Below are 22,709 nucleotides of genomic sequence, written 5' to 3'. Positions count from 1 at the left end.
GGCAGGGATTTTATATGAAAAAAAGATTTTTAGCTGTAGTGATGGGGCTTGTGATTACTGTATCAATGATTACAGGATGCTCAGAAAAAAACAGTTCAGACAGCAGTTCTAATACTGCTTCATCCGATGCTGCATCATCTTCAAATTCAGATAATTCAAACAGTTATACAAGTGCAGAAGTAAGCGAATATACTATATATGGAAAAGTTAAGAGCGTAAGCGATGACGGCAAAATTACTTATGAGGTTTTATCAAGAGATGAAAATCAACCACAGAAGCCGCATGGAAGTGGAGCACCTGATGCAAAAAACGGTGAAAAGCCGCAGAAGCCGCATGGAAGTGGAGCACCTGACGCAAAGAATGGTGAGAAGCCACAGAAGCCGCATGGAAGCGGAGCACCTGATGCAAAAGGTGGTATGCCAGGGTTTAAGAGCACAGGAGAAACTTCAACTGTTACGTTAGGTGATAATGTTATTGTTCAAAAGGCTGGAATGAATCAGGAAAAAACAGATGCATCAGTTTCAGATATAAAAAAAGGATGCATAATAGAAATTGCATTAGACGGAGATAATGTTTCCAAAGTGCTTATAAGAGAAGAGACAGGAAAAAATGCAAAAAACACTGATAAGGAAACTTCAGGCAGCGGAAATAGTACAAACTAGGCTGCATAGTATGAGATAAGAAAAAATTTGTTGGAGAAAAGCGTGATAGCGTTATATGCGAGAATATCCAAAAAAGATAAAAGAAAAAATTCGGTAAGCAATACTATCGAGAACCAGATGTTTCTTTTGAGAAGTTATGTCAGTGATAATGATTTATGTTCAGACAATGAAAGCATATGTGAATTTGTGGATGAAGGATTTAGCGGAACGGACAGGAAAAGACCGGCATTTATGAAAATGCTTGCATGTGTGGAACTTAAACAGGCACATATTGTCATAGTAAAAGATTTTTCAAGACTTAGCAGGGAACATCTGCTTGTATCAGAATTACGTGAAAAATACTTTCCTTTAAAACAGGTAAGATTTATAGCCATATTGGACAGTTACGACAGTGACAGCGCAGAGGATGCGGGCATTATACATCCGTTTAAAACATTATTTAACGAGTATTACTGCAGTGATATTTCAAGAAAGGTGAGAAGTGCACTTGAGGCAAAGAAAAATGCTGGTGAATATGCTGTTGCAAAACTTCCGTATGGTTATAAGGCGGAAAACGGGAAAATCGTGATAGACGAAAGAAAAGCGGAAGATATAAGAATGATGTATAAAATGAGATGTGACGGCATTACATATGAAAAGATTGCACATATATTTGATATGACTGTATCGATGGTGTGGAGAATACTTCATGAACCGTCATATCTCGGGTATCATGTCTGGCACAGATATGAAAATGAAATTGTTCTGCCTAAAAAAAGGACTAAACAATACCCGGAGCAGTGGAAGATAAGCAGAGACACAGAGAATGACATTGCTATAGTAGACAAAACAATGCTCTCAGAGGATATAATAAGATATTATGGAAAAAATCACAAAAGGAAGGAGCCAAGACATATTTTTCATGGACTTACAAAATGTATGATATGTAAAAAGGCACTTGTAACGGATAGGGCAAAAAAGGGATGGCTCTGCTGCAGAAACTGTACCGGAAGAGAAAAAAAGCTGATAAAAACCGAGAGGTTATATCAGCTTTTTTTTGACAGACTGGATATTTTTTTGACAGAGGAAACAAAAAGCAGTGGAAAAGAAAGTAATATTTGTGAGTACGTTAAAAAAAATCAAAATAATTTAAGTACGAATGTGGAAAGAGAAATGTTGCTGAATATATTTGTAAAGAAGATATTTGTCGGCGAGAACGAAAATATAGTTATATTTTGGCGTTTTAAGAGATGATGGGAGGCTTTTAGAGTGAAGGTAATAGTCAAATATTATGGAAGTCTTGACAGGGTGAGAGAGATTGACGAAAGTGTAAAAGTATCAGAACTGCTTGCACAGTATGCGATAGTTGACATTGCATATGAATTGCTTGATGAATTAAGAAATGTACCGGAGATAATTTATATTGAAGAGCCAAGGAGAGTTTATCCAACAAAGGCAGATAAATCAGATACCGGAAAAATGAATCAAATTTTAAAAAATGCCCCAAAAGATACACAGGAAAAAGTGGAGATTATGCAGAACCGCATAACTGAAAATGAGCTCAGCGGAAAAGGGGTTATAATGGGGATTATAGATTCGGGGGATTGTGTTAAGAAAAATATCGGAAACTTTAGAAATAACAGTTTTGGAAATATAAATAGAAAGGATGTGTACAGGGCTGCAATTTATATAAGACTTAGCAGAAAGGATAAAGAGAATACTGGCTTTTATAGTGAAAGCATTTACAGTCAGAGCAAAATAATAAATGAATATATAGAAAATTATAATAAAGTAAACGGGGACAGTATTTCGATTTGTGATATTTACATTGATGATGGGTACAGCGGTCAGAATTTTGACAGACCGGAGTTTAAAAGAATGATATATGATATAGAAGATAATTATATAAACTGCATAGTCGTAAAAGATTTATCAAGAATTGGCAGGGATTATATAGAGGTTGGCAGATTTCTGAAATATTATTTGAGAAAAAGAAAAATAAGACTTATATCAATTGCAGATGTTTATGACACTAAAAATGATACAGATATTTTTCAGACGCAGATGTATATTCAGATGAAAAGTATAATAAATGATGAATATTCGAGGGATATATCAGTGAAAGTTAGGTCACAGCTTTATGCAAGCATGAGAAAGGGAAATTATGTCGGGGCATTTGCTCCATATGGATATAAAAAATCATGCAAAGATAAGAATAAGCTTATACCTGACAAGGAAGTGACAGACACAATAAATGATATATTTTATTTGAGAAGTCAGGGATATTCACTTAAAAAGATTGCTGATTGTTTAAATGACAAAAAAGTTCTGACACCATTTGAACTTAGGAAAAAAAATAAAGAAAAATTTAGGACACCATTTCAAAAAAATACTGAATTATCGGAGAAAAAGAGAAAATGGTATCCGCAGACAGTAAGCAGAATACTGAGTAATGAAATATATGCAGGTGTTCTCTCTCAGGGAAAAAACAGAAAAATAAGTTATAAATTAGGAAAAACCGTGAAAGAGGACAGAGAAAAATGGGTTGTATGTGAAAAGAAAGAACTGGCTGTCGTAGAAAATGAATTGTATATGAAGGTAAATAAAAAATAGAGGTAAAATTGTTGTGAACAGATATTGTGCGGGCATATATGCAAGACTTTCGGTAAAAGGATGTGAAAAAAAGGCACAGTCGATAAAAAATCAGATTATGATATGTAAGGAGTATATCAGAGTAAATAATGATATAACGTTGAGTGAATGTTACAGTGATTACGGAAAAAGCGGAATGAATTTTGACAGACCGGAATTTAAAAGAATGTATAAAGATATTGCTGCGGGGAAGGTAAATTGCGTGATAGTAAAGGATTTATCCCGTTTTGGCAGAAACCACATTGATGTCGGAGAATATATCCAGAAGATATTTCCGGCTTTGGGGGTGCGTTTTATATCTGTAACTGACGGATATGACTCTCTCTATGATACATACGGGAGAAAGGAATTCAGTGTTAATTTAAAAAATCTTGTGAATGAACTTTATGCGGCGGATATATCAGTTAAAGTGAAAAATGCAAAAGAAATAAAGCGGAGGGAGGGAAATTATCTTGGCAGTGTCGCTCCCTATGGTTTTAAGATAGTCAGTGAAAACGGGATAAGAATTTTAAAAGAGGAAGAAAAATCTTATGAGGTGGTATGTTTTATAAGAAGAATGAAAAGGGAAGGAAAGAGCGTAAAAAAAATTGCAGAAATCCTTTATTATAAAAAAATAAATCCGCCGGGAGAATATTTAAAAAGCGGGAAAATTGTTGATATAAATGCAAAAAGATGGTGCGAAAGTTCAGTAAGAAAAATTTTGACAGATAAAAAAATTAACACAAGGGGGGATTGATTATTTTCATCCTGCATTCAGGGATGAAGACGGAAAAACAAGAATACTTTATCTGTGGAATCAAAACATTGACGGTGAGAGTGCAGAGGGCAGAGAACCTTTGGGATATGGGTACGGTGCACAGTATGACAGTTCTGACATAAACAGTGCACTGGATACGGGAAACCGTGGGTTTTCGGAAATGCTTGTACCGGCGAGTGACGGACTTAGCGGTCACGGAACAGCGGTAGCATCAATAGCGGCAGGAAGCAGAAACAGTCAGTCAGGTGGGATTGCATACGAAAGTGAAATCATAGCAGTTGCTCTTAAAAGAACAGGCGGAAGTGACGGGGGTTACACAAGAACAATCGATATTATGGAAGGAATTGATTATGCACTTAGAAAAGCCATAGAATTAAATATGCCGATTGTGATAAATCTGAGTTTTGGGACGAACGAAGGGGCTCACGATGGAAATACATTGTTTGAAAATTATATTACCGATATAAACGGAATTTGGAAAAATATAGTCGTGGTGGCTGCCGGAAACGAGGGGGACTCAAGGCATCATGTAAGAACAGATGTAAGCAGTAATATTAACAGGACAGAATTTGCGATAGGTGATAATGAGAAAAATATAAGGTTGTTTATATGGAAATATTTTCAGGATGAGTTTGAGATATATTTAAATACACCGTCAGGAAAACGGATAAATATTTCAAATGATGTTACAGTGAGTTCACAGAGGGAAAATATAGAGAGTGTTTTGGCTATGCCGACACCGTACACATCGAAACAGCTTGTGGAAGTGTCGATAAGACCGGGAAATAGCTTAGATTATGTGATTTCAGGTATATGGAGCATAGAATTTGCTGTTACGGGAACTATAAAATGCGGAATTGTGGATATGTGGCTTCCGACTATAGAAGCCATTGGATTGTCAACGGGCTTTTTAAGACCGTCACCTGATACAACCGTGACAATACCTGCCACGGCGAGAAAAGTGCTTTCTGTCGGTGCATTCAATCAGGATGCGGGCAGCATGGCACCGTTTTCAGGCAGAGGCTATACGGCGGACGGGCGGCTTGTACCGCTTATTGTGGCATATGGAGTTGATGTAACGGCAGCAGGATATGGCGGCGGATATGTTAGAAAAACAGGCACATCATTTGCGGCACCTAAAATATCGGGATATGCCGCATGCATAATGGAATGGGGGATTGTAAGAAGAAATGATGAGAATATGTACGGTGAAAAACTTATTGCGTATATGACAAGATACGCAGTCGGAATAGAGGGGGAGGAAATGCCGGGAATAAGACAGGGGTGGGGACTTATTTAGCTGTAAAAAAATGTAAATTAAGTAAATAAAATGTGAATTTTTTTTGTTAAGCAAAAAAACGCTCTCTATTATATTGCTTTTTTCGACCAATTGTATATAATTATTTATGTAGGTTAAATTCTGTACTGTGATATGGGTGTATTGATTTATCTGTGCATATATCAAAAGTGTTTTTGACACAATATCACATTATGGATTTAAGTAAATTTTAAGAAAAGAGGTTAAAAAGATGGCAAACATTGATTTAAGTAAGTATGGCATTACAGGAACTACAGAGATCGTGCACAACCCTTCTTATGAGACATTATATGAGGAAGAGACAAAAGCAGGTCTTGAAGGATATGAAGTTGGTCAGGAAAGTGAACTCGGTGCAGTTAACGTAATGACAGGTATTTATACAGGTCGTTCACCTAAAGACAAATACATCGTTGTTGATGAGAACTCAAAAGACACTGTATGGTGGACAACAGACGAGTACAAGAACGACAATCATCCAATGACAGAAGATACATGGGCAGTTGTTAAGGATATTGCTAAGAAAGAGCTTTGCAACAAGAAGCTTTTCGTAGTAGATGCTTTCTGTGGAGCAAATAAAGATACTCGTATGGCTATCCGTTTTATCGTTGAAGTTGCATGGCAGGCACATTTTGTTACTAACATGTTCATCAAACCTTCAGCAGAAGAACTTGAGAACTTTGAGCCTGATTTCGTAGTTTACAATGCATCAAAAGCAAAAGTTGAGAACTTTAAAGAGTTAGGACTTAATTCAGAGACTTGTGTAGCATTCAACATCACAAGCAAAGAACAGGTTATCATCAACACATGGTATGGCGGAGAGATGAAGAAAGGTATGTTCTCTATGATGAACTACTTCCTTCCACTTAACGGAATGGCTTCTATGCATTGTTCAGCAAATACTGACTTAAACGGTGAGAATACAGCAATCTTCTTTGGTCTTTCAGGAACAGGTAAGACAACACTCTCAACAGACCCTAAGAGACTTCTTATCGGTGATGATGAGCACGGCTGGGATGACAATGGAGTATTCAACTTTGAAGGTGGATGCTACGCTAAGGTTATCAACCTTGACAAAGAGTCAGAGCCTGACATTTACAATGCTATCAAGAGAAACGCTCTTCTTGAGAACGTTACACTTGACAAAGACGGAAAGATTGATTTCGATGACAAGAGTGTAACAGAGAACACTCGTGTATCTTACCCAATCGACCATATCAAAAACATTGTTCGTCCTATCTCTTCAGCACCGGCTGCAAAGAATGTTATCTTCCTTTCAGCAGATGCATTTGGAGTACTTCCTCCTGTATCTATCCTTACACCGGAGCAGACACAGTACTACTTCCTTTCAGGATTTACAGCTAAGCTTGCAGGTACAGAGCGTGGAATCACAGAGCCAACACCTACATTCTCTGCTTGCTTCGGACAGGCATTCCTTGAACTTCATCCAACAAAATATGCTGAGGAACTTGTTAAGAAGATGGAGAAGAGCGGAGCTAAGGCTTATCTTGTAAACACAGGATGGAACGGAACAGGAAAACGTATCTCTATCAAAGATACTCGTGGAATCATTGATGCTATCCTTAACGGAGACATCAACAATGCTCCAACAAAGACTATTCCTGTATTCAATTTTGAAGTACCAACAGAGCTTAATGGCGTAGACACAGGTATTCTCGATCCTCGTGACACATATGCAGATGTTTCTGAGTGGGAAAAGAAAGCTGATGATCTTGCAGACAGATTTATCAAAAACTTCGCTAAATACGAAGGAAACGATGCTGGCAAAGCTTTAGTAGCAGCAGGACCTCAGAAATAATTTAAAATTTAATTAAGCAGAAGAGTGACCCCATGGTTATATTTGACATAATATATAATCATGGGGTTAAACCTTTAAAGAGAAGTGTAAAACGTAAGATAAAAGGAGGTTGGTTAGAGTGTTAAAAAAACTTGACAAAATGAAAATTGGGCAGCGCTTAAAAGAATCTTTTAAACATGTAATTATAGACTTTATGATTTTATTGATTATCATAGTAATAGCTATGGTATATATAGTAAAAGATTACTCAAAAGTATTAGACAAATATGCTTATCCTCAGGGAGACATAGCAATGGCTATGAACTATGCGGCTGAAGTACGTTCTTCAACAAGAGGTACTGTTGGTTATGATTCTGATGAATACATAAATCAGATGAAAGAGCAGCATGAGGAAGCTATTAAGAATTTTGATGCAAAAATAGAAGATATTCGTACAACGATGGTCACAAAAGAGGGCAAAGAATGCATGAGTGCCATTGATAAAGCATGGAAAGAATACAAACAGATTGATGAAACTGTTATAGAAAAAGGAGCAACAACAGATGATGCACAGTCATTGGAGACACAGAAAATGATGTTTGATGAGTTGGCTCCAAAATATGAAGCTTTAGATAAGACTCTAAAGAATTTGATGTCAATTAATGTATCTAAAGGCAATACGGAAAGAGTTAAAATTGAGGTTGTGCTGATTGTACTCATAGTGATTATAGTTATTGTCTGCGTAATTGTAGCAGTTTACTCAACGAGGCTTGCAGTGAAGATATCAAATGGTATAGAAAAACCATTAAATGAGTTGGGTGAGAGATTCATTACTTTTGCCAAAGGCGATTTAGATTCGCCTATGCCTGTTGTCGAAACGGAAGATGAGATAGCGGAACTTGTCAAGAACGTAGAAGATATGGCAAAAAGGATACATATAATTATAGAAGATGCAGGAAGAATGTTGAATGAGATGGCAGAAGGAAATTTTGTTGTTTCAACTGAGTATGAAGAACAGTATACAGGAGCCTTTAATGCATTGCTTCTCGGAATGAGAAACATGAACCGTCAGATAGATTCAACTATGAAAGGTGTAAATGATGCATCAGAGCAGGTACTTGCAGGTTCAGAAAACCTTGCTCAGGCATCGCAGTCTGTAGCAGAAGGAGCAACGGATCAGGCGGCAGCAGTAGAGGAATTGCAGGCCACTATTGATGAATTGAGTAATGGAATAAGAGCTACAGCAGATGAACTTGACGAATCTTACAAAGAGGCATACAAATATGCAGAATTTGCGGAGCATAGCCGTACGGATATGACAGCTATGATGACATCAATGCAGCGAATCAGTGAGACATCTGAAAAGATTGGTGATATTATTGCACAGATTGAGGATATAGCAAGTCAGACAAATCTATTGTCATTGAATGCATCTATAGAGGCTGCAAGAGCAGGTGAGGCAGGAAAAGGCTTTGCGGTTGTTGCGGATCAGATTCGTAATCTTGCAGAGCAAAGTGCACAGTCAGCAGTTGATTCAAAAGCACTTATTGAAGCATCTGTTCATGAAGTTGATGAAGGTGACAGAAATGCAACGAGGGTTTCAGAATCATTGAACGAAGTGGTTGTGGGTGTGCATACCGTTGCAGAAAATGCAAAGAAGATGAAAGCGATATCCCTTAATCAGGCAGAGAGTATGGATCAGGCAGATTTAGCAACAGCTAAAATTGCAGAGATTGTACAGAACAACTCAGCAGCAGCACAGGAAACATCAGCTACAAGCGAAGAACTTACAGCACAGGCAACTGCTCTTAGCGGACTTGTATCTAAATTTAGGTTAAGAGATTAAAGATTGACAGGATAGATGATAAAAGTTTTCTAACAACAGTAAAATAACTTGTATACATAAAATTCAATGTTATACTATTGCTGTAACATAATAATAAAAAAAGCATATATTTTAGGATATATGCTTTTTTGTCTTTGTATTTAATCAGCAGGGAGGAAAAAAGTGAATGAATTTATAATATTGGCGATTCCATTTTTGGGCACATCGCTTGGAGCAGCAATGGTATTTTTTTTGAAAAAGCAGATAGCACCAAAATTTGAAAAGTTTTTGCTTGGATTTGCGGCAGGTGTGATGATAGCGGCATCCGTCTGGTCACTTCTGATACCGTCAATAGAGATGGCAGAAAAGCAGAATACGATAGAGTGGTTTCCGGCGTTGATAGGTTTTATGTTTGGAATAGGATTTTTACTTTTGTTAGACACGGTTATTCCACATCTTCACCTTGAGAGCGATAAGCCGGAAGGACTGAAACTTGGCGCATCAAAAATGACGATGATGTTATTAGCCGTTACACTGCACAATATTCCTGAGGGAATGTCGGTAGGAGTTGCATTTGCAGGAGCAGCGATGGAGGGGAGCGGGATTACAAAAGCAGCGGCACTTGCTTTGGCAGTGGGAATAGCAATACAGAATTTTCCGGAGGGTGCAATAATTTCAATGCCTTTGTGTAGTGAGGGCATAGGCAAAAAGAGGGCATTTTTCTACGGTGTGATGTCGGGAGTGGTAGAGCCTGTAGGTGGATTTATAACTATACTTATTGCCGGCAAAATTTCACCGATACTTCCGTATTTTCTTTCGTTTGCCGCAGGAGCAATGCTGTATGTGGTTGTCGAGGAACTCATACCGGAGGCTCAGAGAGGAGAACACAGTAATATAGGAACAATAGGGACTGCATTTGGATTTGCACTTATGATGGTGTTAGATGTAGCTTTGGGATAATAGGGAATTCATAAAAAATAGAAAGCATATTCATAAAAATAGAAAGCGGTACGATATATATTAAAAGAAAACATATTTATTGTAGTGTAAATAGGATATTAAAATGGGAGGTTTACCTTAATATGGAAGCTTTTAATATAACGGAAATATCAAAATTAAAGAATGATTTGTTGAATGAAAAGAAAATGTCAGGTGAAACAGAAAACAAGAAAACAGTTTTAGCTGATATATGGAAACAGGCTTTGGAGGACATTTTAGACCCGACAAGCAAAATGTCAGAAGCCGAGGAAAAAGAATATCATAACAAGATACTTAGAAAATTAAGACAAGGACGCCGGTTGACAACGGAAGAAAAGAATTATCTTCAGATACATGACCCTGAAATGTACAAAGTTGCTCTCCGTGTGGAAATGAGCAGAAAAAGATTTGTTGAGCAGGCAAAACACTGTAAATCAAAAGAGGAATTTCAGACATTGGTAGGCAACAACATGAAAACAGTTGAACAAGACCCGATGAAAGAATATATACAGGCGGCTATATCATATGAAGCACAGAATATAAGAAAATCGCCGTCATATGCGGCACTGCCTGACACAAACAGAGAAGCAGAAGAAAAGAGGAAAAAGGGTAAGAAAATAAAAAAATTAAGGGTTGATGAAGATAAAGATGAAGAAAAAAAATCGCCACTGCCATCAGAAAATTATGGCAGTGACATGAGAATGAATTCATTAAATATGACATTGAAACCGGCGTTTGATAACTTTAGTCAGCATCGTGCTTAACAGACAGATTTTCAAATCTGCTGATACCGTCACCATTTTCGTTTATGGCAAAAAGTCCGATAATGGTTCCGGTAAAGCCACCGGCAACTTCTGATGAAAGGTAGCGTGTCTCAGCATTGCTAAGGAATACATCATGACCGTTTTCATCTTTAAAGAAGAAATGATACTGCAAAGGTTCAGATTTAATATGGAGTGTTACCTTATCTGAATTTATCTCATAGTGTGTGCTTTCCTGCCAGATACATCCGATTGTCTGGCGGCTGTACACATATGTCTTGTTTTCGTTTTTCTCAACAACAACTTCATAGTGATGTTTTTCATCCATATAAAATGATATACCTGATTTTTCACTTCCCGGTATTACATCACATGTTATATCGAGGTCAAACTCAGTCTGTCTTATGCCGGCGAAAGTAGGTGAAGCAACATCATCAATAGTTACATTAGTTCCTTTTAATTCAAGACCGTTTTTATCAAACTTATAATTATCAGTGTTCGGAATTCTTATATAGCACCAGTCAAGTTTTTCATTAAGATTTTCAAAAGTTTTGTTGTAAGATAATTCCTGTGGGGCAAATTTAATATTGTCAGGAAGTTCAACTTCTATAGGTGTTGTACCGTTTACACCAATCTCAAACCATCCGTCATCATTCCATTTGACAGGGACAAGACATACCTCTCTTCCAAGGTGATGATATGTCTGCCACATATGTATCTGTCTGAAAGCGAGATGTGCAAACCACCAGTTTCCGTCGTTATCTTCAAGAATATCTCCGTGACCGGCAGCCTGAATCTGGTATCCGCCGAGATTTCTGTTTGTGAGAACCGGATTATTAGGATATGGAGTGTATGGTCCCCAGATATTTTTACTGCGTGAGTAATTTACCATATGACCATATTCTGTACCGCCCTCGGCTTCGAGAAGATAGTAGTATTCACCGAATTTATAGATGTGTGGTGCTTCGAGGAAACGGCCGCCTGTTCCGTGCCAAAGGAATTTGCTCTCGGAAAGCTTTTTGCCTGTATCAATATCAATCTGGCACATCTGGATGCATCCTCTGCCGTCAGCATCATTTCCATTGCTTATAAAATAGCATTTGTCATCCTCAAAATAGAGTGACGGGTCAATACCGTCCTGGTCTACAATAACAGGTTCAGACCATTCTCCATAAATATCATCAGTATATACATAGAAATTTTGATGATAACTGTCATTGGTTGTTACCATATAAAATCTGCCGTTGTTGTATCTGATAGTAGGCGCAAAGACACCGCCTGAACTGCGTACAGTGTAAAGGTCAATCTGTGAAGCTCTTGTGAGACAATGACCGATTTGTTTCCAGTTTACCATATCAGTGCTTTCAAAAAGCGGAACACCGGGGAAAATGTGCATTGAACTGCATACCATATAATATTTTCCGTTTGCAGCGCAGATGCTTGGGTCAGGATAGAAACCTCTTACAATTGGATTTAAGTATTTCATATGTTATTTTACCTCTTTCTTTTTATTTTGCGTCGTATAATGTTATTTAGTTTTTATAAAAATTGTGTTATCCCTTGAGAACGGGGACAATAATTTATATAATATATTCTACAAACAAGATAGCAGTAAAAACAGCAGTTTTCATCAATTATTAAGACATAAAAATATACAAATCGGACATCAGTAAAAAGATAAGGAAACGGTGAAGGAGAAAAAGATGCAGGGGAGTAATGATTATAAAATATATGAACTGAGTGAGTTTACAAATGACAGCAGTTTTCCATTTTTTATTCAATATGGCAGGCATGATAATGAACTGTTTATTCACAGTCATAAAGATTTTTCGGAGCTTACGATAGTTCTGTCGGGAGAAGCATGTCATATTGTGGAAGATGAGAAGATGCCTGTAAAAAAAGGCGATGTATTTATTGTACACGGAGATACAAAACACGGGTATACAGACACGCATAATTTCAGAATATGCAATATTATGTTCAGAGAAGATTATTTTAATCTTAAAAAGTATGATATAAGTACAATGAGCGGTTTTCAGGCAATGTTTTATATTGAACCGGGACTTGTGAAAAATCATCATTTCACAGGGAGGATGTCGCTTGAAAAAGAAGAATTTGAGCAGGTTAAAGCAACGATAGCTGTCATGAATAATGAGTATAAACAAAAAAAAGAGGGGTATAAAACATTTATCACATCAAAATTTATGGAACTTCTGGTGAGATTATCAAGAATTTATAAAACAAACAGAGACAGGGGGGAAGATAAGATTTCACCATTGAAACTTGGCGAAGTCATAACATGGATAGATAAGAATTTCAGACAGGAAATATCGGTAGAACAGCTTTCAGAAAGAGCAGGGTATTCCGAGAGGCATTTTTTGAGAATATTTAAGGAAACTTATCATATGACGCCGACAGAATATATCAATGCGGTAAGGATAGAACATGCCTGTACGAAACTAAGGAAAACAAAAGAAAGTGTAACAGATATTGCATTTGACTGTGGATTTAAGAACATGAGTTATTTTTACAGGGTATTTGGAGATAAGATGAATATAACACCGAAAAAATATCGTAAATCCATATAGAATATGATTTGTCTATATTTTTTGCTAATGAATTGTTTTTATGGTAAACTATATAAGATTGTTTGAAAAAAATAAAATGATATACATAATAAATGTATTATCAGGGAGGGAGAAATGAATGATACTTGAATTAAAAAACATTGAAAAGTCTTTCGGTGACAAAAAAGTCTTAAAGGGTGTGTCATTAAGAGCTGAGAGCGGAAAGGCTTTTGGAATGCTTGGACGAAACGGAGCTGGAAAAACAACATCTATCCGTATTATGATGGATGTATTCCCGGCAGACAGCGGAGAGGTGCTGTTTGATGGCAGACCGATAGACTATGACAAGGTGGGTTTTGGATATCTGCCGGAAGAAAGAGGTTTATATCCAAAAAAGAAGATAATAGAGCAGCTTGTTTATTTTGCTGAACTTAAAGGAATGAAAAAGAGCGATGCCGTAAAGGAGATAGATTACTGGCTTGACAGGCTTGATATGAAGAAATATCGCAATAAGCGTCTTGATACATTGTCAAAGGGAAATCAGCAGAAGATACAGCTTATCACGGCACTGGCGCACAATCCGGAAATAGTTATTCTTGATGAGCCGTTTTCGGGACTTGACCCTGTAAATGCAATGTTACTTAAAGATGTGGTTAAAGAAACTATACAAAAAGGAAAGATTGTATTATTTTCAAGCCATCAGATGAATTATATAGAAGAATTTTGTGACAATATAGCTATTATAAACGGTGGGGAGGTTGTACTTACAGGTGACCTGCATGAGATAAAGCACAATTATCCACGCAATCGTCTTGTAGTGCGCTCAGTACAGGATAGTGAGATAGCTGCAGAATATGGAGAAATGTGCAGCAGGGGAGAGAGTGGAGAACTTATCATTACTCTTAAAGCACCGGATGAAAAGAAAGCTGTCATGAAAAATATTACTGATAAATATGATGTTGATGAGATAAAAGTTTATGAGCCTGCGTTAAATGATATATTTGTGGAATATACAAGCGATAATAAACAGGGGGGAGAATGATGAAACAGTTTGGAAAAATATTAAAGTTTGAATTAAAAAATTATATGAAAAACAAGGTTTTTGTGGGCGTTACGGTATTGCTTGTGGTGATAATAGCTGTTGTTATGTTTATGCCGCGTATTTTGAATCAGAGTGGAGATGAAAGTGATGATAAGTCGATTGAAAATCCAACTGAGGTAATGCTGCTTGCAGGAGATAATAAGGAAAATGAAAAAATCGCAAAAGAAGCATTTGCAAATGTATTTTCTGACTATGAAATAAAAATTGTGGACAATGACATAAAGAGCATCAAAAAGCAGATAACTGATGGTGATGCAGACTGTGCGTTTGTGCTTAAAGGTCTTACTTCTTATACATATTATGTAGAAAATCTTTCAATGTATGACAATAATCAGGAGGCAGTGGAAGAAATTCTTAAAGAAGTTTATCGTTCAAATGAAATGCTTAAAAGCGGATTGTCTGAAAGCCAGGTAAATGCCATACTTACAAAACAGATTGACGGTAATACAAAGGAACTTGGCAAGAATCAGATGCAGTATTTTCTCTATACATACATAATGGTGTTTGCACTTTATATGGTAATACTTTTATATGGACAGATGGTTGCCACAAATGTTGCATCTGAAAAGAGTTCGCGTGCAATGGAACTTCTTATAACGAGTGCAAAGCCTGTTGCAATGATGTTTGGAAAAGTCATTGCATCCTGCATAGCGGGATTTATACAGATAGCAGCCATATTTGGAGCATCCCTTTTATGTTTTAACATAAATAAATCATACTGGACGGATAACGGTTTGATAAAGTCAATATTTGACATACCTGCTGAGCTGTTTGTATATATGCTTGTATTCTTCATACTTGGCTTTTTAATATATGCTTTTTTATATGGTGCAGTCGGTTCAACAGTGTCAAAACTTGAGGATATAAATACGGCAGTTATGCCTATAAGTCTTATATTCATTGTTGGATTTGTGGTTGTGGTATCTGCTATGTCGGGTGGAAGTGTTGATACACTGCTTGTAAAGATATGTTCGTTTGTACCGTTTACATCACCTATGGCTATGTTTACAAGGATAGCAATGACAACAGTACCTTTTTATGAAATAATAATCTCCATTGTGATACTTATCGCATCAGTCATTGGAACAGGTGTCATATCAGCTAAGATTTACAGGGTAGGTGTGTTGTTATACGGAAAAGCTCCAAAACCATTTGACATAATAAAATCAATATGGAAAGCATAGTTTTGTGAATGCAGGAAGTGCAAGGTTTAGCTGTTACAAATACTTTCAGGATTTTCCTGTCGTTCTTTACAAATGGGGTGTCTATGTGTAAAATAGGATGTATATAGATTGAATATCTGAAGCAAAAAGATATTTAAAAACAGTTAGAAATGGAGAGACAAAATGGATAATCAGAAGTTAGCGGATTTATTGTTCCCGGAAAAATTAGAGACACCGGAATACTACGAGGAGAAATTTCCATATAGAAAACTGCCAAAAGGTGCAGAAGTTACAAGAATGGCACCAAGCCCTACAGGTTTTATACATCTTGGCAATTTATACAGTGCTTTGGCTGACGAGCGTATAGCACACAGAAAAAAAGGTGTATTTTATCTTCGTATAGAAGATACTGATGCAAAGAGAAAGGTAGAAGGTGCAGTTGAGACTATTATAAATGTACTTCGTTATTTCGACATAGAATTTGATGAGGGTGCCGGATTTGAGGGCTCGGATGAAGGAAATGCATATGGACCATATTTCCAGAGACAGAGAGTTGAGATATATCACACATATGTCAAGGAACTCGTGAAAAAAGGTCTTGCTTATCCTTGTTTTTGTACAGAAGATGAACTTTCAAAAGTCAGGGAACAGCAGGAAGCCGACAAGGTGCTTACAGGTTATTACGGAAAATATGCGACATGCCGCAATCTCTCATATGAAGAGATAGAGAAAAATATAAAAGAAGGTAAGCCGTATGTTGTCAGACTTCGTTCACAGGGACAGCCCGACAGGGAAATCACATTTGTTGACAGCATAAAGGGAGAGATAAAACTTCCTGAGAATATACATGATATTGTTATATTGAAGCAGGATGGTGTGCCTACTTACCACTTTGCACATGCGGTTGACGACCATCTTATGAGAACGACAATGGTTATCAGAGGCGGTGAGTGGCTTGCATCAGTTCCTACACATTATGAGCTTTTCCATCTTCTTGGATTTAAGATGCCAAAATACGGTCATACAGCACATCTTATGAAATTTGATGAGGAGACAGGTGGAAAGAGAAAGCTTTCAAAGAGAAAGGATCCTGAACTTTCGCTTGATTATTATAGAAAAGACGGATATCATCCATATTGTATGAAAGTATATCTTCTTACATTGCTCAATTCAAACTTTGAAGAATGGCACGACAAATTCCCTGACAAGGATATAAATGAATTTCCGTTCTCTGTTGACAACATGAGCAAGTCAGGTGCTTTGTTTGACAAGGACAAACTTCACAACATCTGTAAAAATGAGCTTTCAAAGCTTTCGGAGAATGAAGTTTATGATTTTTTATATGATTGGGCATGTGAAAATGAACCTGAGAAGAGTAAAGTATGGTTTGCAGATAAAGAAAAAATGCTTGCTATATTGAGACTTTATATGGGTGTCGGAATGAAGCGCAGAAGAAAAGACCTTGTTTATGCAAAACAGGTATTTGAGATGATTTCTTATTTCTTTGATATTGAGCAGGAACAGGAAAAAGATGAATTTAGAGCAGATAAGGAAACTGTAAACGAAGTATTAAAAGAATATCAGGCACTTTATAGTCATGATGATGATAATTCACAGTGGTTTAACAAACTTAAAGAGATAGCAGACAAGCTTGGATATGCGTCAGACATGAAAGTATACAAAGCTGAGCCTGAGAAGTATAAGGGAAATGTTTCTGATATAGCAGAAATTGTAAGAATTGCAATTACAGGCAGAGCAAATACTCCTGATCTTTGGTCTATAGTTCACATTATGGGTGAAGAGCAGATGAATGACAGAATAAACGCTGTTATAACACAGTAGGCAGCAGAAAAGCAATATTTAAAATGAAAATACACAGGAGGAAATTTGGATGAGCAAGCTTACGGAAGAACTTTCAAACCATGGCTGTGATATGAAAGTGACTTTGGAAAGATTTTTAGGTGACGAAGATTTCTATGAAAAGTGTCTTAGAGAAATGCTTAATGATTCAAGTTTTGAAGAACTTGGCAAAGCAATTGAAGCAAATGATGTAAAAGCAGCTTTTGAGAGTGCACATACATTAAAGGGATTAGCTGCCAATATGGGACTTGATCCAATGCTTGATATAGTTGTTGAACTTGTGGAACCGTTAAGAAACGGTATTTTAGATGGAATGGATGTCATATATCTGAAGCTTATGGAGGAAAAGAAAGAATACGATAAGTTTTTAGATGCATAAAAAATAAAATATTTTCCCATGCAGGTTTAGGAGAAATAGAGAGGAGGGTTATGGCTGGAAAGTTTTATGCTGTAAAAGAGGGAAGAAACATCGGAATTTTTGAAAGCTGGATTGATTGCAAGAAACAGGTTGACGGGTATTCAGGAGCAAAGTACAAAAGCTTTAAAAGCAGAAAAGAAGCTATGGAATATCTGGATAGTACAAAAGGAGCATGTGCAAATGATGCAGATGAGATTACGGCATATGTGGATGGAAGTTACAATATAGCCACAAATGAATTTTCTTATGGGGTTGTTATATTGAAAGAAAATGAAGTTATTACTAAATTCAATGGCAGGATGGATGATAAAAATCTTGCGTCTATGCGGAATGTTGCAGGGGAGATAAAAGGTGCCGAGGCAGCAATGAAATATGCCTTAGAAAACGGATATAAGTCTATTGCGATATATCACGATTATGAGGGGATAGCAAGATGGTGCCTCGGTGAATGGAAAGCAAACAAAGATGGAACAAAGGCATATAAGGCATATTTTGACAGTATAAAAAATTATATAAATATAAGATTTGTAAAGGTAAAGGGTCATTCAAATGACAGGTACAATGATATGGCTGATATATTGGCAAAGGAAGCTTTAGGCTTAAATTAAAAGGAGATTATATATGCGGGAACTTCATAAAAAAAATATGTTGATTGTAGAGATAGGAGTTTTATTACTGATTATCATGACTTTTGTGAGCTATGGTGTATCAGTTAAAAGTTATATAGGTACAGCAATTTTGATATTGTGCGGTTTACTTGTATTCGTTGGATATAAGTACATAAAGAATGATTTGGCAACGGCACTTATGATAACAGTAATACCTTCGGTTGGAACATTTGCATATGCATTTGTAATGGGTGGAAATCCGATAACGTTCCTTGCAAATTATGTGTTTCTTGCGATGATGGCAATGTATTTTGAAAGTACATATGTGTTATATTTTGCAATACCCGTTGGTGTGCTGGGTCTTATATTTACAATTATAAATCCGGTAGTTATAGCAGGAACAAAGGAAAGCCGCACATCAGCTTTTATGAAAGTATTATTTTTAGCGTTTACAGGTGCTGTTCTTGTAAATGCGACAAAGAGAGGCAGAAATCTCTTAAATAAAGCTGAGAAGGCTAGAGATGAGATTAAGAATAATGAAAATGTGGCTATGTCAATTGCTGATGAGCTTAGAGGTGTGATAGCAGAATGCCGTAGAGAGGTAGATTCACTGGATGAAAATTCACATAATGTTGGACAGGCAACAGAGCAGATGAATGAGGCAACAGACAGTACATCTCAGGCAACGATAGCTGTAAGTGAAAAGATTGGACATGCTGCAGATGATATAAATGAAAATCTTGAGTATGCCAAAAAACTTGAAGAAAGTTTTGAGGATGTAAATAGCGCAGTAGATACAGGAAACAAAGAGGCAGGTTATGTAAAAACGGAACTTGGCAGAATGTCAGGAACAGTTTTGGAAGCAAAGGATGCCACACTTTCTCTTATAAATGAGATGGATAGGATTAAGGATATTTTAGCAGAGATAAATTCTATTGCATCACAGACAAATCTTTTGTCTCTCAATGCTTCTATAGAAGCAGCGAGGGCAGGAGAACAAGGCAAAGGTTTTGCTGTTGTTGCCGATGAGATACGCGGATTGTCAGAGCAGAGTGCACAGGCAGCAGGAAACATCCAGCAGATTCTTGGAAAACTCGCAGAGTCAATAAATGATGTTGCGGACAAGATTAGTGACGGTGCTAATGCGGCAATCGAGGGTGTTGACAAGGTGACGGAACTTGCAGGCTGTTTTGATAAGATAAATGATGCCACGGACAATGCCAATGCATTTGTTAAAAATGAGTATGAACTTATAGAGTCGGTTCAGAATAATTTTAAGTCAATACATGATGAGATTGAGACTTTGGTATCCACATCAGAAGAAAATTCTGCAATGATAGAAAATGTTTTTGCCAGTGTAAAAAGCCAGACAAATGCTATTTCGGGGGTTGTGGAATATATTAAAAATATAAGTTCACTGTCAGATAAATTGGAGGAACATTTTGAAAAATAATATTGTTTTGGCGATGCTTGCCCATGTTGATTCGGGCAAGACAACGCTTTCGGAAGCGATGCTTTATCTTTCGGGAAGTATAAGGAAACTTGGAAGGGTTGACCACAAAGATGCTTTCCTTGACACATATTCAATGGAGAAAGACAGAGGAATAACAATATTTTCTAAGCAGGCTATGTTTGGGTGGAAAGACCTTGACATAGCCTTGCTTGATACACCGGGACATGTTGATTTTTCTGCCGAAATGGAGAGAACACTGCAGGTACTTGACTATGCAATACTTGTGATAAGCGGGCCGGCAGGAATACAAAGCCACACTGAGACAGTATGGAGATTACTGAAAAGATATAATGTACCAGTTTTTATTTTTGTGAATAAAATGGATATCGGTGATTGTCAGAAAGACGAAATAATGTCAGGTATTATAGAGAGATTCGGAAGTGAATGTGTAGATTTCACATGTGAAACCGGTGATGAATTTTTTGAGAATATCGCAATGTGCGATGAGGATGTACTTGAAAAATATATGGACTCCGGAAATATAGATGATGAGGATATAAGAAAACTGATTTTTGAGAGGAAATTAGTTCCTTGTTATTTTGGCTCGGCATTAAAACTTGATGGAGTAGAAGAAATTCTTGACGGTCTTGAGAAATATACATTGAAAAAAGAGTATCCTAATGAATTTGGAGCGAAAGTATATAAGGTATCAAGAGATGATAAAAATAAAAGGCTGACATATCTTAAAGTGACAGGCGGAGAACTCAAAGCTAAGATGTATATTGAACAGCTTGACGAAAAAGCGGATCAGATTAGGATTTATTCTGGAAATAAATTTACTTCTGTTGATGAGGTTAAGGCAGGACAGATATGTGCTGTAACGGGGCTTGAAAAGACTTATCCGGGCATGGGACTGGGTGTTGAGAAAAATTCTGAAATGCCTGTACTAGAACCTGTTATGACTTATAAGGTCACACCGCAGGAAAATGACGATATACACAAGCTTTATGATGACATGAAGACACTTGAACAGGAAGAACCGGGTCTGCATGTAGTGTGGAATGAAGAACTGCAGGAAATTCATACGGGAATTATGGGTGAAGTTCAGATTGACGTATTTAAAAATCTTATATGGGAAAGGTTTCATACGAGAGTTGAATTTGGAGAGGGAAGTATAGTCTATAAAGAGACAATCGCAAATACGGTAGAGGGTGTTGGTCACTTTGAACCGTTGAGACATTATGCTGAAGTACATTTAAAACTTGAACCGGGAGAGCCTGACAGTGGAATAGTCGTTGAGTCACAGGCTAGTGAAGATAAGCTTGATAAGAACTGGCAGCGTCTTATAATGACGCATATAGACGAGAGAGAACATCCCGGAGTTTTGACGGGTTCTTCAATAACAGATATAAAAATAACACTTATGTCGGGAAGAGCACATGAGAAACATACCGAGGGCGGTGATTTCAGACAGGCAACGTACAGGGCCATAAGACAGGGGCTTATGAATGCACAAAGTGTGCTGTTAGAGCCTTATTATTCGTTCAGGCTTGAAATCCCAAATGACTGTGTTGGCAGGGCTATGACTGATTTTGACAGGATGGGAGCAAAGTTTGAAGGGCCTTTTCAAAAAGGTGAAAATTCAGAGTTTACAGGAATTGCACCTGTTGCCCAAATGAGTGGTTATATGATGCAGGTAAATTCATATACAGCAGGAAACGGAAGACTTTCATGTACACTTAAAGGCTACAGACCATGCAAAAATCAGGATGAGATAGTAGAACAGAAAATGTATGACTCGGAAGCCGACTTAAACAATCCGACAGGTTCAGTATTTTGTGCACACGGTTCAGGATTTTATGTACCTTGGTATGAAGTGCCGAAATTTATGCATCTTGAAGCGTCTGTACCTATGGATACGGATAAAACGGAAACTGAGACATCGGATGATGAGATATACAAGACGGCAAAAATCTGCAGCGGTGCATTCAGGGGAAGTGAGAGTGGTTCAGTCGAGGAAGATAAAGAACTTGAAGCAATCTTTGAGAGAACATTTGGAAAAAGTGCATCGGGAAAAGGCAGTGGAAGTGACACTGAGGGAAGATTTGGCTATGAGAGGAAAAAATGGTCAAAGAAACCAAAAGAGACGGTTTATGATGTGGGTGGCGCCGAGTATTTAAAAAGACATGAAAAAAGTACAAAATCCGGCAGACAGTATCTTCTTGTAGACGGATATAATATTATTTTTTCATGGAAAGAATTAAATGAGTTGTCTAAGGAAAATCTTGAGGCGGCAAGAACAAAACTCATGGATATTTTGTGTAATTATCAGGGCTTTAAAGGATGTGAACTTATACTTGTGTTTGACGCATACAAGGTTAAGGGAAACCCGGGAGAAGTGTCAAAATATCACAACATAAATGTTGTATATACAAAAGAAGCAGAAACAGCAGATATGTATATAGAAAAAGTAACACATGAGATAGGAAAAAAGCATAATGTAACGGTGGCAACCTCAGACGGACTTGAACAGATGATAGTCATCGGCTCAGGAGCATATAGAATGTCAGCGAGAGAATTTGAGCAGGAGATAAAAAAGACGGAAAAAGAGATTGGGGAAATGATTGAATAGTGTACTGTAGTTCTCGTTTCGGAGAACATAAAAAAAGATGATAGTTTATTAAAAGAAGATAAACTATCATCTTTTTTGTTGTATGGCCTAAAGGCCTAATTTGCGAAATGTAGTTTCTCTTGGAGGAGAAATGGAATGGAGCAAATAAAAAAACCACCTGCTATGCAGGTGTGAGTAAA

The 22,709-nt window shown here is 37.1% G+C and carries 18 protein-coding genes; 17 read left to right on the top strand and 1 reads right to left on the bottom strand.

The window, feature by feature from the left end; genetic code table 11:
- Positions 1–14 precede the first annotated feature (14 nt).
- The 9 genes from ACZLXV_RS06020 to ACZLXV_RS05980 all read left to right on the top strand — a co-directional run bounded on the left by ACZLXV_RS06020 (position 15) and on the right by ACZLXV_RS05980 (position 10,730).
- Entirely contained in the window at positions 15–662 is a 648-nt protein-coding gene (locus ACZLXV_RS06020; RefSeq protein WP_482382809.1) for a hypothetical protein, read from the top strand.
- 42 nt (positions 663–704) lie between these two features.
- Entirely contained in the window at positions 705–1,895 is a 1,191-nt protein-coding gene (locus ACZLXV_RS06015) for a recombinase family protein (RefSeq protein WP_482382808.1), read from the top strand.
- Between the two features lie 15 nt (positions 1,896–1,910).
- Complete coding sequence (locus ACZLXV_RS06010) at positions 1,911–3,254, top strand: recombinase family protein (protein ID WP_482382807.1); 1,344 nt, start codon at positions 1,911–1,913, stop codon at positions 3,252–3,254.
- A gap of 13 nt (positions 3,255–3,267) precedes the next feature.
- A complete protein-coding gene (locus ACZLXV_RS06005; RefSeq protein ID WP_022224755.1) occupies positions 3,268–4,029 on the top strand; it encodes a recombinase family protein in 762 nt (253 codons plus the stop codon).
- Positions 4,001–5,350, top strand: coding sequence for a S8 family peptidase (locus ACZLXV_RS06000; RefSeq protein WP_482382851.1), 1,350 nt, complete (start codon positions 4,001–4,003; stop codon positions 5,348–5,350). The genes ACZLXV_RS06005 and ACZLXV_RS06000 overlap by 29 nt, the downstream gene beginning before the upstream one ends.
- Positions 5,351–5,579: 229 nt before the next feature.
- On the top strand, positions 5,580–7,184 hold the full coding sequence (gene pckA, locus ACZLXV_RS05995; protein ID WP_022224753.1) for a phosphoenolpyruvate carboxykinase (ATP): 1,605 nt from the start codon (positions 5,580–5,582) through the stop codon (positions 7,182–7,184).
- Between the two features lie 118 nt (positions 7,185–7,302).
- Positions 7,303–9,009 (top strand): methyl-accepting chemotaxis protein, encoded by a 1,707-nt coding sequence (locus ACZLXV_RS05990; protein ID WP_482382806.1) that lies wholly within the window; start codon positions 7,303–7,305, stop codon positions 9,007–9,009.
- A 162-nt stretch (positions 9,010–9,171) separates the two neighbouring features.
- Complete coding sequence (locus ACZLXV_RS05985) at positions 9,172–9,948, top strand: ZIP family metal transporter (protein WP_022224750.1); 777 nt, start codon at positions 9,172–9,174, stop codon at positions 9,946–9,948.
- Between the two features lie 122 nt (positions 9,949–10,070).
- Positions 10,071–10,730 carry a hypothetical protein gene (locus ACZLXV_RS05980; RefSeq protein WP_022224749.1) on the top strand — a complete coding sequence of 220 codons (660 nt, stop codon included), beginning with the start codon at positions 10,071–10,073 and terminating at the stop codon, positions 10,728–10,730.
- Here ACZLXV_RS05980 and ACZLXV_RS05975 read toward each other — a convergent pair.
- Positions 10,711–12,213, bottom strand: a complete 1,503-nt coding sequence (locus ACZLXV_RS05975; protein ID WP_022224748.1) for a glycoside hydrolase family 43 protein — start codon at positions 12,211–12,213, stop codon at positions 10,711–10,713. The two genes, ACZLXV_RS05980 and ACZLXV_RS05975, sit on opposite strands and share 20 nt — an antisense overlap.
- Before the next feature lie 217 nt (positions 12,214–12,430).
- Here ACZLXV_RS05975 and ACZLXV_RS05970 point away from each other — a divergent pair, with 217 nt between their 5' ends.
- The 8 genes from ACZLXV_RS05970 to ACZLXV_RS05935 all read left to right on the top strand — a co-directional run bounded on the left by ACZLXV_RS05970 (position 12,431) and on the right by ACZLXV_RS05935 (position 22,530).
- Positions 12,431–13,315: an AraC family transcriptional regulator gene (locus ACZLXV_RS05970; RefSeq protein WP_482382805.1), complete on the top strand. Its 885-nt coding sequence runs from the start codon at positions 12,431–12,433 to the stop codon at positions 13,313–13,315.
- A gap of 118 nt (positions 13,316–13,433) precedes the next feature.
- Entirely contained in the window at positions 13,434–14,336 is a 903-nt protein-coding gene (locus tag ACZLXV_RS05965) for an ABC transporter ATP-binding protein (RefSeq protein ID WP_022224746.1), read from the top strand.
- The gene (locus ACZLXV_RS05960) at positions 14,333–15,580 is read left to right on the top strand and encodes an ABC transporter permease (RefSeq protein ID WP_482382804.1); all 1,248 of its coding nucleotides are present in this window, start codon (positions 14,333–14,335) and stop codon (positions 15,578–15,580) included. Before ACZLXV_RS05965 ends, ACZLXV_RS05960 begins: the two co-directional genes overlap by 4 nt.
- Before the next feature lie 162 nt (positions 15,581–15,742).
- Entirely contained in the window at positions 15,743–17,401 is a 1,659-nt protein-coding gene (gltX, locus tag ACZLXV_RS05955) for a glutamate--tRNA ligase (RefSeq protein WP_482382803.1), read from the top strand.
- A gap of 49 nt (positions 17,402–17,450) precedes the next feature.
- Entirely contained in the window at positions 17,451–17,798 is a 348-nt protein-coding gene (locus tag ACZLXV_RS05950; protein WP_022224743.1) for an Hpt domain-containing protein, read from the top strand.
- A gap of 50 nt (positions 17,799–17,848) precedes the next feature.
- Positions 17,849–18,445 (top strand): ribonuclease H1 domain-containing protein, encoded by a 597-nt coding sequence (locus ACZLXV_RS05945; protein WP_482382802.1) that lies wholly within the window; start codon positions 17,849–17,851, stop codon positions 18,443–18,445.
- Between the two features lie 13 nt (positions 18,446–18,458).
- Positions 18,459–19,898 (top strand): methyl-accepting chemotaxis protein, encoded by a 1,440-nt coding sequence (locus ACZLXV_RS05940; RefSeq protein ID WP_482382801.1) that lies wholly within the window; start codon positions 18,459–18,461, stop codon positions 19,896–19,898.
- On the top strand, positions 19,888–22,530 hold the full coding sequence (locus ACZLXV_RS05935) for an NYN domain-containing protein (protein ID WP_482382800.1): 2,643 nt from the start codon (positions 19,888–19,890) through the stop codon (positions 22,528–22,530). The genes ACZLXV_RS05940 and ACZLXV_RS05935 overlap by 11 nt, the downstream gene beginning before the upstream one ends.
- Positions 22,531–22,709: the final 179 nt, after the last annotated feature.

This window comes from Butyribacter sp. (assembly GCF_056818865.1).
The sequence above is the reverse complement of the archived record's forward strand: the minus strand, read 5'-3'. Positions and strand labels throughout refer to the sequence as shown.

Bases quoted from the DNA above. Each gene is read 5' to 3' on its own strand.
- ACZLXV_RS05960 (WP_482382804.1), top strand. From the start codon at position 14,333: ATGATGAAACAGTTTGGAAAAATATTAAAGTTTGAATTAAAAAATTAT.
- ACZLXV_RS05940 (WP_482382801.1), top strand. From the start codon at position 18,459: ATGCGGGAACTTCATAAAAAAAATATGTTGATTGTAGAGATAGGAGTT.
- ACZLXV_RS05945 (WP_482382802.1), top strand. From the start codon at position 17,849: ATGGCTGGAAAGTTTTATGCTGTAAAAGAGGGAAGAAACATCGGAATT.
- gltX (WP_482382803.1), top strand. From the start codon at position 15,743: ATGGATAATCAGAAGTTAGCGGATTTATTGTTCCCGGAAAAATTAGAG.
- ACZLXV_RS05965 (WP_022224746.1), top strand. From the start codon at position 13,434: ATGATACTTGAATTAAAAAACATTGAAAAGTCTTTCGGTGACAAAAAA.
- ACZLXV_RS06020 (WP_482382809.1), top strand. From the start codon at position 15: ATGAAAAAAAGATTTTTAGCTGTAGTGATGGGGCTTGTGATTACTGTA.
- ACZLXV_RS05970 (WP_482382805.1), top strand. From the start codon at position 12,431: ATGCAGGGGAGTAATGATTATAAAATATATGAACTGAGTGAGTTTACA.
- ACZLXV_RS05975 (WP_022224748.1), bottom strand. From the start codon at position 12,213: ATGAAATACTTAAATCCAATTGTAAGAGGTTTCTATCCTGACCCAAGC.
- ACZLXV_RS05980 (WP_022224749.1), top strand. From the start codon at position 10,071: ATGGAAGCTTTTAATATAACGGAAATATCAAAATTAAAGAATGATTTG.
- ACZLXV_RS05950 (WP_022224743.1), top strand. From the start codon at position 17,451: ATGAGCAAGCTTACGGAAGAACTTTCAAACCATGGCTGTGATATGAAA.
- pckA (WP_022224753.1), top strand. From the start codon at position 5,580: ATGGCAAACATTGATTTAAGTAAGTATGGCATTACAGGAACTACAGAG.